The sequence below is a fragment of the Algoriphagus boritolerans DSM 17298 = JCM 18970 genome (assembly GCF_900108085.1).
Classification (GTDB): domain Bacteria; phylum Bacteroidota; class Bacteroidia; order Cytophagales; family Cyclobacteriaceae; genus Algoriphagus; species Algoriphagus boritolerans.
Genome location: NZ_FNVR01000018.1, coordinates 75,412 through 91,317, shown reverse-complemented (window position 1 = coordinate 91,317; position 15,906 = coordinate 75,412). Strand labels below are relative to the sequence as shown.

Sequence of the window (15,906 nt, the reverse complement as noted above, 5' to 3'; positions counted from 1 at the left end):
ACCACATCGACATCTGACAAGGTATAGATGGTTTTAAGCAACAGGTACTTAAACATCCGAACAGGGCTTTGAGCCATACGTCCGTTATTAGTACAGTATTTATTAACCAGCTCTTGGTAAACAAAACTAAAATCTATGATGTCATTAATCTTTCGAAGAAGATTGTCCTTTGGCACTATCAAATCATAAATGGAGCCATACTCACTGAACTTAATCTTTTGTTGATGTAACAGCATGAAATTGAGTATTTTATACACAAAAAGATACAAAAAAAGGTGTAGAAAAGTAATTTTCTTACACCTTTTTTTACTAACAATTAACCATTAAAGGACTTTTTCAGTGGCCTCCCTTTCGACATGGGTTCCTTTTGGCTGATTATTTTTAATAGAATTTGTATCTGTAATCCTTCACCTCCGCCAGATCCTGTAATGCCATCATGATTTGATAGGTCATTCGCTGGGAACCAGATTGGCTTAATTGAGCCTGATAAGAAGTATAATCTCCGATTTCTGAAGAAGGAGTCAGATTATTCAACCTCCCCACCAAGACTCCTATATCTTCCTGTACAGGCTTGGTAAGTTGCCCTGATGCCTGTAGCCCAAAGATTGCTCCGACAGCTTTAGGCGCAAATCCAACTCCAGGAATGACCGAAGCGCTCAGTCTTAAATCAGGAATTTCATTGATTGAAGCGTCTGCAAAAACGGCTTTCATCTCTTCCAGTGTAGTCTTTCCAGCCAGTTTTTCAGCAATCAAAGCTGCCTTCTTTTCATTTCTTACCAGCTGCTCTACCTGCTCTCTTACATCCTCAAGCTTTGCTTTTCCTTCTTCTTTTTTGCTGACAATCGTAGCTACTACATAAGAATTGTCCAGTTCAAAGACCTCAGACACTTCACCTTGTGAACCCTCCCCAAAAGCCCAAATAATCACTTCACGTGCATTTTGAAGGTTATTGAGGTTTCTGGAAGTGGCGTCTACATTATTGGCTTGTAGGATTCTGTACCCTTTTTCAGTGGCATTTTCAGTAAACTCATTCCGGTTTCCGCTTTCAGCTGCAAATGAATCTGCATTTCTAAATGCCTCATTCCTGGTGGCATCAGAAGCTGCCAACTCCAATTCCAAAATTGCCAATTTGGTGTAAGTTGAGCTTGGGAGTGCTGTGACTTCAATGATATGATATCCGTATTCGGTTTCAACCAAATTAGGCAATAGACCAGTAGACTTAGCCGCATAGGTTGCAGCCGCGAATGGCTCCACAAAGTCTTCTTTGGCAAACCAACCCAAATCACCTCCGTTTTGCGCGGTACCATCCTGTCCATATTGGCTGGCGGCAGCAGCAAAATTTCCATTTGCTTTAATGTCGGCTAGAACTTCTTCTGCTTGTGATTTTACGGCAGCCTTTCCTGCATCATCCATCCCATCAGTGCTGAACAAGATGTGAGAAGCTCTCATCCTCGCGGTACCTTCATATTGCTCGCTCACTTTGTATGTAACGTAGGAAGAATTGGGAGTAACATAAGGACCATAGGTCTGACCCACTTGCAAATCAGACACATTTGATGTGAGACTGGTAGGAAGTTCATCTCCCGGTCTGAAAGTGATGAAAGGATTTTGAAGTTCTGAATTTCGGCTTACGAAGACGGAGTCCTCAGTGGAATTTCTTAACTCTTCAGTCAATTCATTGATGCTGGAAATCACACGCGCAGAATCCTCTCCACTTGGCAAAATACTAAAAGAAACATACTCAAGGTTTGCGGTATTTCCGATTTTGAATTTTTCCTGATGCTTATTGAGATAGGCAGTTAAATCTTTGTCTTCGATTTTGACATCACCATCTGCAATTACATAATATGGAATGTACAGTATTGAAGCATCTGCGATAGTGTTGGCTGCTTTATGTTCTAGCTTAGCCTCAGCCGTTGTGAAATATTCAGAAGTAGCAAGTAAATTATCATACTTGATCCGTAATCTGGATTGTGCAAAGAGTTGCTCCTGCTGAGCCCAGCCTGCCTGCTGTGCGGGATCGGCTGTCTCCAAGGTTTGGAGAAAAGAGATTAATTGGTTTTTATCAAATTGGCCGGTCTCCGGATTTACCAGCTGAGCTCTCAGCTCAGGCACGATATTTTTACCTTGAACCATATCCACAAGTTCAGCACTTGATACGGTAAGGCCAAGCTTTTGATATTCCTCGTCAAATACTCGCTCCACAATCATAGCTTGCCACGCTTGCTCTCTAACCGAAACCATTTCAGGCTCGGTAGCGGGACGTCCGGAACGCTGCTGAAACATGGCTTTGAATTCCTCTACTTTGAGAGAATACTCTTCAAGCGTGATTTCTTCTCCCGCTATTTCCCCGACGATATTTTGACTGGAATTGAGCAGACTGGAATTTGGACTCAAGAGATCCCCTCCGAGAAGGAATAAAATCAACCCGCCGGCGATTACACCGATTGCGAGACCTGTCCGCTGTCTTATTTGTTTAATTAACGCCATTTTTAATACTACGCTTTTTAGAAGTGTCGCAAAATAATAGCATTAGGGGCGAAATTCAAAATTTACCTCAGAACAAAGTCTCACCTAACTTAGGTCTGAATCGTTGATTTTCAGCCTGACAGTTTCAATTCTATGGGCCAGTTTGTTCATTATCGTAAAAGTATACTTACCCAAAGTGACGTGTTCTCCTTTGTTGGGAAGATTCTCCGTGAGTGATAATATCAGCCCGGATAGGGTCTCAAAGTCTCCATAGGGCAAATCCCATCCGTATTTATCATTCAGATAATCTATTTCGTGGCGGGCGCTCAATAAATATTCCCCTTCACTGATCTGTTGCTCGATCAGATTATCGTTGTCATATTCATCATCGATTTCTCCAAAAATTTCTTCAATAATATCTTCCATCGAAACGATTCCGCTTGTCCCACCAAACTCATCCACTACTAAAGCCAGGCTTTTTCGCTCCTGAATAAACTGAATAAGAAGTTCATTTGCCAATGCGGACTCGGGGGCTATAATGATCGGAGTAAGAATTTCCTCAATCGTTTTTGGTTTTTTGAAAAGCTCCAATTGATGACAATAACCAATCACCTCATCGATCGTCTCCCGGTAAACAATTACTTTGGAATGCCCACTTTCTTCAAAAACCTTCTTTAATTCCCCAATCGTGTCTTCCACTTCCACTGCAACGATATCAGTTCGAGGAATCATACATTCTCGCACTTTCACTGTTTTAAACTCAATGGCATTGTCAAAGATTTTAGAATCAATTTCCATCCTTTTTTGATTCGAATTTGCCTGACGAAAATGCTCCTTGATGAAGACGTTGAGGTCTGTAACTTTAAAAACAGGTTTCTCTTCATTGTATTCGAGTCGGAGAACTTTGGTGATGAAAAATCTGGAAAGACCTACTATCAACCACACGATCGGATACATGAGGTAATAAATCCCCAGGAATGGTATTGCAAATAAGGCGAGCATGCTGTTGGGATTCAGCATGAAAAAGCTTTTGGGGAGAAATTCACCTGTAATCAAGACCACAATGGTCGAAATTACCGTCTGAGCCAGCAAGATCACCGCTTCATTTTCAGGAAGCACATTTCTCAATGGCTGATCCAACAAAAAGGCCATAAAGATACCGTAAAGCACAAGCATAATGGTGTTCCCAATCAAGGTTGTACCGATAAACTGCCCGGGTTTTTGGACAAATTGGCTGAGAATCCTGCCACTCAAAAGACCTTGCTTACTTTGAAGCTCAATCTGAAGTTTATTGGAGGAGATGTATGCGATTTCTATTCCTGAAAAGAACCCTGAAAAAACAAGCGTCACAACAACATAAATCAAATAGGTAGTATCCATACTTAGCGTTGTTTTTTCTTTTGTTTCGATTTGGGAGACTCTTCTTTCTGCTCTGAAAGTGCTTTGTTACGGCGAAGTTGAAACCAAAATAACAATCCCGCTGCAAACATAAAGATGAAATAGGATCCTCCGATTCCGACTGTCATACTTTGGTGTACGCCAATTATGCTCAATGCCAAAGCCAAAGAAAGAATTAAGACATCTGGTAATTTCATATTATGTAATTTTTTTCAACGGTCATATGGAATCTTCGCATGCACTATAATCATAACTCTGTGTGTCACTTTGGGTCACGTTCGATTTCATATTCCTTCTCCCGGTAAAAGTGTTCGGCTATCCCGCACCTGCTTCAAGGTATATTCTGAGAAACTGTCATCTGCTTCCATCCCGGTTCCATTAAAGAGGGTTTGCCTCTCCTGAATGGTCACAAACTTATCGGTGTAAATTTTCTTTCTTGGTTGATCCCAAAAAATCTCCTCAGTTTGGAGCTTTTGATCTTTGAGTAAATTTTGGATCTGCACGTCACCTTCCCCCCGATACAGGTTTTCGCTTTGGATAAAATATCCACGATCTGCACGCATGGTGGTTTCCAATTGGCCCTCCTTTGTGTAAAACTTAATCTCTATTCCTTCAGGGAATTCAATATTCCCATCCAAAAACTCCAATTGCTTGGCCGCAGTGATTTCTGAACGGACAATAGCGGAGTCACTTTGAACCAAAAAAATATTGGTTGCCGAATTAATTGGCCCATCGTAAACCTTTAGGGCATCAGGATCTATACTTTCCCGGCAGGAAACACTAAATGACCCGAAGAGGATCAGTAAAATAAGAAATCGAAGTTTCACGTCTCAAAGATATAGGATTAGTCTTAGGCTAACGAAAAAAGGCAGCCCTTTGGACTGCCTTTCCATTAAGAATATGAAAATTAATCTCTTGTAGCAAGGGTCACAGTCTCACCTATCCAGCATCCTGTACTAATCGTAGCACCAGGTTGCATTCCCTCTGTGAATAATTCCTCTTTGGATGGAAATCTGGCCTTAGCTTCTCCCATGCCTTTGGAATCACCGGCTCTTTGGTATGCGCCGTATGCTGCAATGAAAATTGACTGATCTTTGGCCCTGCTCTCTCCACCCCTGCAATCATTGCTGGAAGACATATACAGGTCGCCAATTAAGGAATAAGCAGATGCGGTTAGCTCCGGATTTAGTGAAGCTGCCTCTCTCGCGTCAGCTCTTGCCTGAGACTTTCTTCCAGCTTGAGTATGGATTTTCGCCAATTCCATGTGGACTTCACCTCTTTGCTTATCATTCTCAGCCATTGTCAACGCTTTTTCCAAAACCGGTTGAGCCTTTTCGAATTCTCTTGCTGACATGTATTTCATTGCTCTGACTTGAGAAGTGGCGAAAGTTGGGTTTTTGGAGTCAATAAACTCCAAAGCTGCCATGAAGGAATTAGAGTTATAGCACTTATACTGTACCGAATATTTGAAGATCTGATTTGCCAATTCCTCATTGGTCGGATCAGCCGCAAGCTTTGGCCCCATGGTGTTTTCGATAAAATCACAATCGATCAATTCCATGTTTACCAAGATTGATTCAAGATTTGATTTTGCAGAAGCAACATCTTTTCCTTCAGCCTCCAACTTGTCCAATAAGCCATTTGCCGTATCATAAATAGCAAGGACTTGCTCGCCGGTATAGGCGCTGTTGTAAGCATTGTTTCGATAAACAAGATCAAAGTAGGCCGCAACCAATTGAGGGTTACTTATTTTCCCATTTAATTCAATAGCTTTTTCAAAATCAGCTATCACACTTGGAATTCTAGCTTTATCTGATTTGAAGAAAACATATCCGAAATACGCTTTATTTTCGATCCATTTTGGGACATTATTGTAGAGTTCACCTCTTTTCTCATAGATCCACATCACGCTGTCCTGATACACAAGCTTCTGTGCAGGATCTTCTGTCTTGTCAGCAGCTCCCTTGTACACAGTCACGCCATTGATGTAGATAGATTCATTCAACTCAGGTGTATTTACTAAAAGCCAGTTCAAAGGCTTCGTAGCTTCTACAAACTGCTCTGACTTCATGTAGTCAGTATAGGCTGCATTCTGTCCTCTAGCCACACCTTCCAGTGCAGCGTCTGCAGGCCAGTTCCAGCCATCTTGTGCTTGAACCAACCCTGAGAGCAACATGGCCCCCATTACCAGAAGTGTTGATTTAGTTTTCATATTCAGTAAGGTTTTATTCGGTTTCTTTGGTTTGATTCCTGATCGATGTATTACAAGGATTAGGCCTTGATTTATTTTGATTTCTTAAATTATGTTATTCGAATACTCTTTTGTAAAACCAGCTATTGTCATTAAGTGAAAAACCAAGCGTGAAATTTACATAGTTTTCCCGAATCAATCCTTGTTCCAAGGTTCCTCTTTGTCCAACTTTCAACGCTAAGTTTATCATAGACAACTGATTTAAATAAACGGATGTTCCCAGATTCAATCCGAGGTCATTGATATTGGTCTGATTTAAGTAGTATGGGGTTTGCAACCACTCCAATCCAACCCGGAAAGTAGACCGTTGGAACAGATTGTCAAATGACATATAATCCGGCACAAACTGAAATCCCAAAGCAAGCTTTTTGGTCGCCTGAAGATCCAAAGGATCTCCGAAGAAATTTCGATAGGTAGTAAAATCCTGAAATTGACCCTCCACACCTATCGCATATTTATTCATTCTTTCAAATGTCAAACCAAAACCGAACCGGTTGGGAATATAAACACTGCCGGACACATCGTTTGCAATCAAGTCACCGTCTGAATCAGGATCGCTAGCTTCGCCAATCTCTGCAAGTTTTGCAAATCCAGTTCCTTTAATATCTCCAAATTTCTGATAAATGGCGCCAATGTGGATATTACTTTTCTCAGAAGTCTTGATCATGTAATGCAATCCTAATTTATATGCTACATCAGACACGGTCAAGCGCTCATAATACTCAGACGGACTTCCTACCTCCACTCCTTCTGTATCTGTGATTATTAATTGATTGGACCGGATCGTCGAACCAAATAAATAGGAACCGTGAAAACCTATACTGAGATTTTTTGCAAGCAAGTAACCAAAATTGACGTAAGCCTCGGAGATTCCTCCATCGCCACGGAGAAAACTGTTCGCCCTCAAATCTGAATTATCAACAGTACTCTCCACTCTCAGACGATAATTAACACTGGTGACTTGACCCAATCCCATCCCGGAAGTAAACTTTCCGGATTTGATGGGAAATGAGAGCGCCAGATAAGAGAGACCCCCGCCATCGACCAGTGAGTTTTCGGTTCCGTTGTCTACATTCAGTCGTTTATAGTTCAGGGCAGCCTGAAAATTAAAAATAGTATTCCGTGTAGTAATGGCAGGATTGACATTGTTTGCCTGCCATCCCGTTCCATAACTGATGCCCATACCTCCCATCCCTTGATTTTGGGTAAGTCCGGAGTAATTAAACTCTCCGATCCCCAAAGCACTGTAAGTGGATGCGCTGTTTTGGGCACTCACTTCTGAAAATAATAAAAGGGTGCATAATACACCCAGCGACTTCAACCCGTTTTTACTCAACATTGTGGTTTAGAATACAATTCAATCCATGGAGGACTAAATTTGGGACTACAAATATGTGGTCTTTTGCCAATGATTCAAAAGAATGCGAATCTCCCCCGCAGATATATACCTTAATTTCAGGAATTTTAAGACGATAGGCCTCTATTTGGCCCCTCAGTTCAAACTCGACTCCGTACCAAACTCCTGCCTGCATGCAGGAAATGGTTGAATTTCCGGTGAGACTTTCCGGTTTTCGGTCCAAATCCACCATTGGCAGCCGTGCTGTAAAGGCATTCATCGCCTTGGCACGCATCCGAAGACCGGGACTGATAGCACCACCCCGATAGATGGCTAGGTCATCTACAAATTCGACCGTAATGCAACTTCCCAAGTCAATGGCTAAAACGGGCTTTCTTCCAGCCATTTCCCAGGCCCCAATGGCTGCTGCAATCCTGTCAAGCCCGAGTGTTTTGGGAGTCAAATACCCATTCAGGATCGGTAAACTGGTGCTGTGGTCAAGAAATTGAAAAGGAAATGGGATTTTTTCGGATAGATCTTCCTTTGAAAATCTCACCGAACTGATCAGGCACGCCTCAAATTCCATTGCCTCCCAAAAAGTCAATGCTGCCTCAAGCTCTTCAAAATTATGGTCACCGATCAATTCATTTTTTTCAAAAAGAGCAGATTTGATTCGGGTATTGCCGATGTCTATGACCAGGTTTTTCATATCGACCGCAAATTAGACATTATTGAAAAGGAGACTTTTTCCCGCTTAAATTTATCTTTGATTGGCTTCTTTGCTTAACAATCTTTAACCCATGAACTCACAGAAATACAATTTGATCGGATTAATGTCAGGGACCTCAGGGGACGGGTTGGACTTAGCTTACGTACATTTTGAACACCAGGAAACTTGGTCTTTTCGGATCGAGCGGGCTGAGACGTTTGCCTTTCCGGAGGAATTAGGAAAAAATCTCGCTGCATCCCATCAACTTACCGGCCTGGAACTGGCACAGTTGGATGTGGATTTTGGAAAGTGGATGGGGCTCCAAGTGAAGGAGTTTTGTGACAAATTCCGGCTAAACCCAGCTGCAGTCGCTTCCCATGGGCACACGGTATTTCATCAGCCGACACGGGGACTAAGTCTCCAAATCGGCAACGGCTGGGCTCTTCATCAGGCCTCGGGACTGAAAGTTATCAATGATTTTCGGATGCAGGATGTGCAGCTGGGAGGACAGGGTGCACCCCTTGTACCTATTGGTGATCGGCTTCTTTTCTCAGATGTGGATTTTTGTATAAATCTTGGAGGCATTTCGAATATTTCCATGGAGAATAATGGGGCAAGGATCGCTTTTGACTCCAGCCCCTTCAATCTTTTACTTAACGCCGAGGCACAAAAACTGGGGAAAGCTTTCGATGCAGGTGGAGAAATCGCCCGTTCCGGAGAAGTGAACCTGACACTTTTTGAAGCGCTGAACCGACTGCCTTTCTATGAGAAAAAATCAGCCAAATCATTGGGAAGGGAGGATATGGAGCAGGACTTCTTTCCCTTAATCAAAAAATCAGGACTTAACCCGGCAGATACGTTGTGTACCTTAGTGGAGCACTTCGCTTTTCAAATCAGCTCGGTGATTCTTTCTTTTTCTACAAAAAAAACTCCCTCTGTCTTGCTAACGGGAGGAGGTGCTTACCACACTTACTTTATAGAGCGATTGGATCATTATCTCAAGAAACACTGGGTCAAAGTGGAAGCAAATCCTCAGCTGATTGAATTCAAAGAAGCTATGATTTTTGCCTTTTTGGGAGTTTTACGATTGAGAGGAGAAAACAATTGCCTTGCCTCTGTGACAGGAGCCATGAGGGACAACTGCGGAGGAACTGTTTATGGCTGAGCTGACCGGTCATCCCAAGAGCATTGAGGACTGCAAGGTATTTTTCCTATTTTTGGCCATGAATATAAACCCAAAAAGCAATGCAGGATCTGCTGGAAAAATTTGAAAACAAAAAACCTGAAATCGTATTTGAGTGGAGTGATTCGGAAACAGAAGCCGAAGGATGGGTAGTGATCAACTCCCTGAGAGGGGGGGCCGCTGGCGGCGGTACCCGCATGCGAAAAGGCCTGGACAAGCGGGAAGTGGAATCACTGGCAAAAACCATGGAAGTAAAATTCACTGTATCAGGGCCTGCGATCGGTGGAGCCAAGTCCGGGATCAATTTCGACCCCGCGGACCCGAGAAAATCAGGAGTCTTGGAGCGGTGGTACAAAGCTGTAATGCCACTCCTTAAGAATTACTACGGAACCGGAGGTGACCTCAATGTCGACGAAATTCACGATGTCATCCCCATTACGGAATCCTATGGACTTTGGCATCCGCAGGAGGGAATCGTCAACGGACACTTTCACGCCAACGAACCTCAAAAAATCCGAAAAATCGGACAATTGAGGCAGGGGGTTTCCAAAGTTTTGGAAGACCCGAACTTCACCCCAAATGGTCCTAAAAAATATACCGTTGCGGATATGATCACCGGATATGGTGTGGCGGAGGCAGCCTGTCATTTCTACTCCATTTGGGGAGGCGATATCCGGGGAAAGCGTGCAATCATTCAGGGTTGGGGAAACGTGGGTGCCGCAGCAGCCTGCTTTCTTGCAGTAAAGGGCGTGAAAATCGTGGGAATCATCGATCGTGACGGTGGACTGATCAAAGAGGAAGGATTTGATTTGGACGAAATACGGGAGCTATTTGTAAAGCGAAACGTTAACAAACTGGTGGCTGAAAATCTCATTCCTTTCGAAGAAATAAATGCAAAAATATGGGACTTGAAAAGTGAAATCTTCATCCCTGCAGCCGCTTCGCGCTTAGTCACCCAAGATCAGGTGTCACGAATGGTTGCTGCAGGTTTGGAAGTAATATCCTGCGGGGCAAATGTGCCTTTTGCAGATTCTGAGATTTTCTTTGGGCCGACAGGTCTTTGGGCCGATGAAAAAATCTCCGTGATTCCGGATTTCATTGCCAATTGCGGCATGGCCAGGGTCTTTGCCTACCTGATGAGTGATGATGCAGAAGTGACCGATAAGGCGATTTTCTCAGATGTGTCCAACACCATCAAAACAGCAATGGAAAAAACGTTTTCCAAAAATCCCCAAAAAACTAAACTGGCCCAAACTTCCTTTAAAATAGCTTTGACACAACTCGTGTAAAAGGAGGCTGAAAGAACCGAGATCGGAATTAATTTTTCCTTAATTCCGGCTCGGGTTCTTCTGAAAGTTGGACTGTTTACTTCAAAATCTGTAGTTTAGTAACCAACTTAATCCTGAAACACCCCATTAAAATTTGTTTAAATTGCCGGAAAGTAACACCCTGCACATCAAACTGACGCAATGAAGAAACATCTTATAAGTCTATCCATAATTTTCGGAATATTATTTTTTGGACTTATTGAATCCACGGATGTTTTTGCGTTTTCCGTTGAAAATGTGACGGAATTTATTGCCCAAGCTGATCCAGATTCTACCCAACAAGCTGTAGCATCTTTGGATGCCCCTGCGGAAGAAGGGGGGCATGACAGTCATTCTGCTCCGGCTTGGCTGGTGATTCCTTTTATTATATTGCTTTTGATGATCGCCACCGGGCCGCTTTTTTATGAGCATTTTTGGCATCACAATTACCCCAAAATCGCAGTAGGATTCGCGATTATGGTGGTTTTGTATTATTTGTTTGTCTTGGGCAACGTGCATAGTCCTGTCCATGCACTGGCAGAATATATTCAGTTTATCGCGCTCTTGACGTCCTTGTATGTGGCCTCCGGGGGAATTCTGATTGAGATCGACAAGAAAGCCACCCCAATGGCTAATGTTTCTCTGCTATTAATAGGTGCTGTGGTGTCCAATCTGATAGGAACCACAGGAGCCTCCATGCTCTTGATCCGTCCATTTATCCGACTCAACAAAGGAAATATCCAAGCCTATCACGTGGTATTCTTCATTCTGATGGTCAGCAATGTCGGCGGTTCCTTGACTCCCATCGGAGATCCTCCTTTGTTTTTGGGATTTCTAAAAGGTGTCCCATTCTTCTGGACAATTGAACACAACTGGCCGGCATGGGCTTTTGCACTCACTACACTGGCTACTATATTTTATTTTGTCGACCGCAAATTCGGAAGGCTACCAGAAGACGAATACACCGAAGAAATCACTTATACCAACAAATTATCCCTGATTGGGGTCAAAAATTTTGGTTGGTTATTCATCATTATTTGTGCTGTTTTCCTCGATCCCAATGTGATTGAGGGTGTTCCTGCCATCGTCTATGATGGCCAAAAATTCTCCTATCTGAGAGAGACTATCATGCTTTCGGTAGCTTTCTTCTCTTACAAATTTGGGGACCAAAAAGCCTTGAAAGGGAACGAGTTCAATTTCGAGCCGATTCGGGAAGTCGCGTTTATTTTCGTGGGAATCTTCGGCACGATGATGCCGGCTTTGGAGCTGGTGGGTAACTTTGCAAAATCTCCAGAAGGCGCTGCCATAATCACTCCCAACACGCTCTACTGGGGAACGGGAGTGCTTTCCGCGGTTTTGGACAATGCGCCAACCTATCTGAATTTCCTTGCAGCTGCCATGGCATCCGAAGGAGCGAATATCAACAGCATAGCAGAAGTACGGGAATTTGCAGCCAATACGATGAATGATTCGGACACGACCTTTCAGCTTTTGGCCATTGCCATTGCTTCGGTATTCTTTGGAGCGATGACTTACATTGGCAACGGTCCCAACTTCATGGTAAAATCAATTGCTGAGCAAAGCGGTGTGAAAATGCCTTCGTTTTTTGGCTACCTGATTCGCTTCACCCTCCCGATTTTACTTCCAATTCTCTTTTTGGTTTGGCTTTTATTTATTGCTTTCGCGGGCTAGTTTCTTCACTTCCTCATATCGGTGACAATCGACCAAGTGGTCGTTGACTAAGCCAGTTGCCTGCATGTGGGCATAGATCGTGGTACTTCCCAGGAATTTAAACCCGCGCTTTTTGAGGTCTTTGGCCAGTCGGTCAGATTCCGGAGTAGTGGCTAGGGCTTCGCCCATTGTTCTCAGAGAATTTTGAATGGGTTTGCCTCCGACAAATCCCCAGATGTAGTTTGAAAAGCTTCCAAACTCCTGCTGGACTTCCATAAAACACTGTGCATTGGTGATAGCTGCACGGATTTTCAACACATTCCGGATGATTCCCGGATCCTGCAGCAGTTCCTGCACATAACTCTCCGGAAATTCTGCTACTACCTCATAATCAAAATCTGCAAAAGCCCTGCGATATCCCTCCCGCTTCTTCAAAATGGTCGCCCAACTCAATCCTGCTTGGGCACTTTCGAGGATTAAAAATTCAAAATGGACACGGTCATCATAGACAGGCACTCCCCACTCGGTATCGTGGTAGGTGATGTATTCCGGGAATCCGAGGCACCAAGGGCAGCGGGATTGTTGAAGGAGATCTGACATAACGGCTTTGTGAACTTATGCTTTTAAAACTAATCAAGAATTGGGATAAGAATCCTTAAGGGTTTAAATTTTGCAACTTACATTAACATTCTCAATGCATCATACTTCCAGTCTGGAAATCAGTGCCAGCGCCTACAGCCAAAACATCAAATTTATACGATCTAGAATTGGCCCCGCACCGGTGATTTCAGCAGTGGTAAAAGGAAATGCCTACGGTCACGGTATCGCACAACTTGTACCTATCGCCGAGCAAGTCGGAGTTCATCATTTCAGCACCTTCAGTTCAGATGAGGCGCGTGAAGTACTTGCAAGCAGTACACTGCCCAATGAAATTATGATCATGGGAATGCTGCAGCTTGAAGAAATTCCTGATCTGATCCAGTTAGGTATTCAATTTTTGTTTTCGATTTTGAACGACTGGAAAAGGCGATCGAAGCCTCAAAATCGCAAAAGAAGAAAGCCCAAATTCATGTGGAAATCGAAACTGGCTTTCGAAGGACGGGCTTTGAATGGGAGGATCGGGAAAAACTTCTAAAATTACTGGTGGACAACAAATTGCATTTGGATTTAAAAGGACTTTGCACTCATTTTGCCGGTGCGGAAAGTGCCCAAAATCACACCCGAATCCTCAGTCAATTGGAGCAGTTTGAGAGATTTAGCAGGTTTTTTAAAGAAAACGACCTTGAATTTGAACGACTGCACACTGCCTGCTCTGCTGCCACTTTGCTCTTTCCGGAAACGCACATGGATCTGGTCAGAATTGGCATTGCAGGTTATGGTTTCTGGCCAACCCAAGAAACGTTTGAACTGATCAAAAATCAACTTCCGCCGGAAAACCGCAATCCCCTAAAACGTCTTTTGACCTGGAAAACACAAATTATGAGTCTCAAAAAGGTGAAATCAGGCGAATTTGTGGGCTATGGAAAAAGCTTTGAAGCAAGTCAGGATATGACTTTGGCAATCATTCCTGTAGGCTACTCCCACGGTTATGGGCGCAATCTCAGTAATCAAGGGAAGGTGCTTATTTCAGGTAGCTTTTGTCCTGTAGTGGGAACTGTAAATATGAATGCTGTCGCGGTTGATATCAGCCATTTGAAGCTTGCCAAATCTGGCGATGAGGTGATATTAATTGGAACTCAGGGCAAAAATGAAATTACCGTTGGGTCATTTGCAGAGACGTCAGACCTTGTCAACTATGAAATGCTGACCAGATTGCCGTTTCAAATCCCCAGAAAAATCGTCGATTTATCGCTTTGTTCATCGAGATAACTTAAGAATTCCAGATAATCCATGCGGCCTCAGCCTGAAGCACCAGCATATCCATACCATTTTTGACTTTGCCACCTCTGGCAAGACAGGCCTTCATCAGCTTGGTCTCGGCGGGATTGTAGACCAAATCATAAACGCAATGCGAGGCATTCAGCATTTCTACTGGAATATCCGGCATTTCTTCAGTATTGGGAAAAGTACCCAAAGGCGTCGTATTGATGATTAGGGGGAATTTTTGGAGAAAAGCAGGGTTGTCTACCAAGTCGGTATAGGTGATTTGGTTTTCTCTAGGGCTTCTTGATACAGCCAAAAAATCAACTCCAAGATCTCTTAAAGCAACTTTCACTGCTTTGGAAGCCCCTCCTGTGCCTAAGACCAAGGCCTTTGGAATCTGGGTACCCAGCCAATTTTGAAGTGACTTTTTAAATCCAATGTAATCCGTGTTGAAACCTTTGCGGTATCCATTTCGGATTTGAATACAATTGACTGCCCCGATGAGTTCACAGGCAGGATCCAATTCATTCAAAAACCGAATCACCTCCTGCTTATAAGGAATCGTCACGGACATGCCTTCCAAACCGGGATTTTCCGCCAGTACTTTTTCAAAATCCGAAATATCAGGGATCTCATAGAGGTCAAAACTGCAGTTCCAGATGGATTCCTTTTCAAACTTTGCCATGAAATATTTCTTGGAAAAAGAATGGGTTAGCGGGAAACCGATGAGTCCAAATTTTCTCATGATTTCAATAGTTTGGATGCAAGCCACTCAATGAAAAGTACCAATCCGATTCCAAAAGCAAAAGCCAAAACAGCAGCCAAAATTTGCGGGGGCTCACCGACTTGCTCCAGGTAACTACCCGGAAGGATGTTCTCTGTCAAAAATGGTTTCTCCTCCCCACTGGAGGAAGTACGCCAAGCGGTGACGGTTTTCCAGGGCCAAAGCTCATTGACCGAACCCAGCATAAAACCCGAAAGAAGGCCAATTGTGGCTGAATGATACTTTCTCAAAAGCCAGGACACTACCCGGCTAAAAGACAAAATCCCAACGATACAACCTGCCGCAAAAACGATAAGCTTTAAAAAATTCCGCTCAGTGACTGCTTGAAGAATCCCTTCATATTGCCCCATAATCAGAAGAATAAAACTTCCGCTTATGCCAGGAAGGATCATTGCACAAATAGCGATGGCCCCAGAGATAAAAGTGAACCAAAGGGCATCCGGAGTAGTAGTGGGTGGCAAATTGGTAACCCACCAAGCAATGGCTGTTCCAATCACAACTGCTAAAACCACCCCTAAATGCCAGCGTTTGATTTCTTTCAGAATAATAAATGCACTGACTAATATCAGTCCGGTAAAAAAAGACCACAAGGGAATGGGATGATCACTCATCAGGTAGGTAATGATCCTGGAAAGGACAAAAATGCTCGTCAGAATTCCCAGGAGAAGGCTTGCTAAAAATGAGCCATTAACAGCTCTATAGAACTTTTTTACTTCTCCTTGTAACAAAAGCCTAAGGTTTTCCAGCGTAAACGAATTGATACTATTCAGAAGCTCTTGATAAATCCCTGCTATCAACGCGATTGATCCGCCTGAAACCCCGGGTACTATATCAGCAGCACCCATAGCCATACCTTTGAGATAGGTCATCGCGTATTTTTTGATTGAGTTCATATACAAAAATAAAGGCTGAACGACGAATCGATCAGCCTCTTT

At 43.3% G+C, this 15,906-nt stretch carries 13 protein-coding genes and 2 pseudogenes; 4 read left to right on the top strand and 11 right to left on the bottom strand.

The genetic code is table 11. From position 1 onward, the window contains the following. The 8 genes and pseudogenes from C4S61_RS14875 to C4S61_RS14840 all read right to left on the bottom strand — a co-directional run. Positions 1–236: pseudogene (locus C4S61_RS14875) on the bottom strand (IS5/IS1182 family transposase); the annotation flags it as partial. Positions 237–381: 145 nt separating this feature from the next. Beyond that, positions 382–2,490 carry a SurA N-terminal domain-containing protein gene (locus tag C4S61_RS14870; protein ID WP_103925600.1) on the bottom strand — a complete coding sequence of 703 codons (2,109 nt, stop codon included), beginning with the start codon at positions 2,488–2,490 and terminating at the stop codon, positions 382–384. Positions 2,491–2,574: 84 nt separating this feature from the next. After that, positions 2,575–3,849 carry a hemolysin family protein gene (locus C4S61_RS14865; RefSeq protein WP_103925599.1) on the bottom strand — a complete coding sequence of 425 codons (1,275 nt, stop codon included), beginning with the start codon at positions 3,847–3,849 and terminating at the stop codon, positions 2,575–2,577. Positions 3,850–3,851: 2 nt separating this feature from the next. Next, positions 3,852–4,064, bottom strand: a complete 213-nt coding sequence (locus tag C4S61_RS14860; RefSeq protein WP_103925598.1) for a hypothetical protein — start codon at positions 4,062–4,064, stop codon at positions 3,852–3,854. A gap of 87 nt (positions 4,065–4,151) precedes the next feature. Then, a complete protein-coding gene (gene lptC / locus C4S61_RS14855; protein ID WP_103925597.1) occupies positions 4,152–4,694 on the bottom strand; it encodes an LPS export ABC transporter periplasmic protein LptC in 543 nt (180 codons plus the stop codon). An 80-nt stretch (positions 4,695–4,774) separates the two neighbouring features. Then, positions 4,775–6,079 carry a tetratricopeptide repeat protein gene (locus C4S61_RS14850; RefSeq protein WP_103925596.1) on the bottom strand — a complete coding sequence of 435 codons (1,305 nt, stop codon included), beginning with the start codon at positions 6,077–6,079 and terminating at the stop codon, positions 4,775–4,777. Positions 6,080–6,173: 94 nt separating this feature from the next. Beyond that, entirely contained in the window at positions 6,174–7,457 is a 1,284-nt protein-coding gene (locus tag C4S61_RS14845) for a hypothetical protein (protein WP_103925595.1), read from the bottom strand. Continuing rightward, positions 7,447–8,163 carry a type III pantothenate kinase gene (locus C4S61_RS14840; RefSeq protein WP_103925594.1) on the bottom strand — a complete coding sequence of 239 codons (717 nt, stop codon included), beginning with the start codon at positions 8,161–8,163 and terminating at the stop codon, positions 7,447–7,449. The genes C4S61_RS14845 and C4S61_RS14840 overlap by 11 nt, the downstream gene beginning before the upstream one ends. A 91-nt stretch (positions 8,164–8,254) precedes the next feature. Between C4S61_RS14840 and C4S61_RS14835 the strand changes: the two genes are divergently transcribed. The 3 genes from C4S61_RS14835 (at position 8,255) to C4S61_RS14825 (ending at position 12,345) form a co-directional block, all read left to right on the top strand. Beyond that, a complete protein-coding gene (locus C4S61_RS14835; RefSeq protein WP_103925593.1) occupies positions 8,255–9,328 on the top strand; it encodes an anhydro-N-acetylmuramic acid kinase in 1,074 nt (357 codons plus the stop codon). Positions 9,329–9,408: 80 nt separating this feature from the next. After that, positions 9,409–10,635 carry a Glu/Leu/Phe/Val dehydrogenase dimerization domain-containing protein gene (locus C4S61_RS14830; protein ID WP_103925592.1) on the top strand — a complete coding sequence of 409 codons (1,227 nt, stop codon included), beginning with the start codon at positions 9,409–9,411 and terminating at the stop codon, positions 10,633–10,635. Between the two features lie 180 nt (positions 10,636–10,815). Next, a complete protein-coding gene (locus C4S61_RS14825; protein WP_103925591.1) occupies positions 10,816–12,345 on the top strand; it encodes a sodium:proton antiporter in 1,530 nt (509 codons plus the stop codon). Here C4S61_RS14825 and C4S61_RS14820 read toward each other — a convergent pair. After that, the gene (locus C4S61_RS14820) at positions 12,322–12,924 is read right to left on the bottom strand and encodes a DNA-3-methyladenine glycosylase I (RefSeq protein WP_103925590.1); all 603 of its coding nucleotides are present in this window, start codon (positions 12,922–12,924) and stop codon (positions 12,322–12,324) included. The two genes, C4S61_RS14825 and C4S61_RS14820, sit on opposite strands and share 24 nt — an antisense overlap. Before the next feature lie 94 nt (positions 12,925–13,018). On the opposite strand from C4S61_RS14820, the pseudogene alr reads away from it, so the two are divergent. Further along, positions 13,019–14,193 (top strand): annotated as a pseudogene (gene alr, locus C4S61_RS14815) (alanine racemase). Position 14,194: 1 nt separating this feature from the next. On the opposite strand, the gene C4S61_RS14810 reads toward alr, so the two are convergent. Together C4S61_RS14810 and C4S61_RS14805 are read right to left on the bottom strand one after the other, a co-directional pair. Further along, positions 14,195–14,932 carry a shikimate dehydrogenase family protein gene (locus tag C4S61_RS14810; RefSeq protein WP_103925589.1) on the bottom strand — a complete coding sequence of 246 codons (738 nt, stop codon included), beginning with the start codon at positions 14,930–14,932 and terminating at the stop codon, positions 14,195–14,197. Then, complete coding sequence (locus C4S61_RS14805) at positions 14,929–15,864, bottom strand: DUF368 domain-containing protein (protein WP_103925588.1); 936 nt, start codon at positions 15,862–15,864, stop codon at positions 14,929–14,931. Before C4S61_RS14805 ends, C4S61_RS14810 begins: the two co-directional genes overlap by 4 nt. Positions 15,865–15,906 lie beyond the last annotated feature (42 nt).

Bases quoted from the DNA above. Each gene is read 5' to 3' on its own strand.
- C4S61_RS14870 (WP_103925600.1), bottom strand. From the start codon at position 2,490: ATGGCGTTAATTAAACAAATAAGACAGCGGACAGGTCTCGCAATCGGT.
- C4S61_RS14865 (WP_103925599.1), bottom strand. From the start codon at position 3,849: ATGGATACTACCTATTTGATTTATGTTGTTGTGACGCTTGTTTTTTCA.
- C4S61_RS14860 (WP_103925598.1), bottom strand. From the start codon at position 4,064: ATGAAATTACCAGATGTCTTAATTCTTTCTTTGGCTTTGGCATTGAGC.
- C4S61_RS14850 (WP_103925596.1), bottom strand. From the start codon at position 6,079: ATGAAAACTAAATCAACACTTCTGGTAATGGGGGCCATGTTGCTCTCA.
- C4S61_RS14845 (WP_103925595.1), bottom strand. From the start codon at position 7,457: ATGTTGAGTAAAAACGGGTTGAAGTCGCTGGGTGTATTATGCACCCTT.
- C4S61_RS14840 (WP_103925594.1), bottom strand. From the start codon at position 8,163: ATGAAAAACCTGGTCATAGACATCGGCAATACCCGAATCAAATCTGCT.
- C4S61_RS14835 (WP_103925593.1), top strand. From the start codon at position 8,255: ATGAACTCACAGAAATACAATTTGATCGGATTAATGTCAGGGACCTCA.
- C4S61_RS14830 (WP_103925592.1), top strand. From the start codon at position 9,409: ATGCAGGATCTGCTGGAAAAATTTGAAAACAAAAAACCTGAAATCGTA.
- C4S61_RS14825 (WP_103925591.1), top strand. From the start codon at position 10,816: ATGAAGAAACATCTTATAAGTCTATCCATAATTTTCGGAATATTATTT.
- C4S61_RS14820 (WP_103925590.1), bottom strand. From the start codon at position 12,924: ATGTCAGATCTCCTTCAACAATCCCGCTGCCCTTGGTGCCTCGGATTC.
- C4S61_RS14810 (WP_103925589.1), bottom strand. From the start codon at position 14,932: ATGAGAAAATTTGGACTCATCGGTTTCCCGCTAACCCATTCTTTTTCC.
- C4S61_RS14805 (WP_103925588.1), bottom strand. From the start codon at position 15,864: ATGAACTCAATCAAAAAATACGCGATGACCTATCTCAAAGGTATGGCT.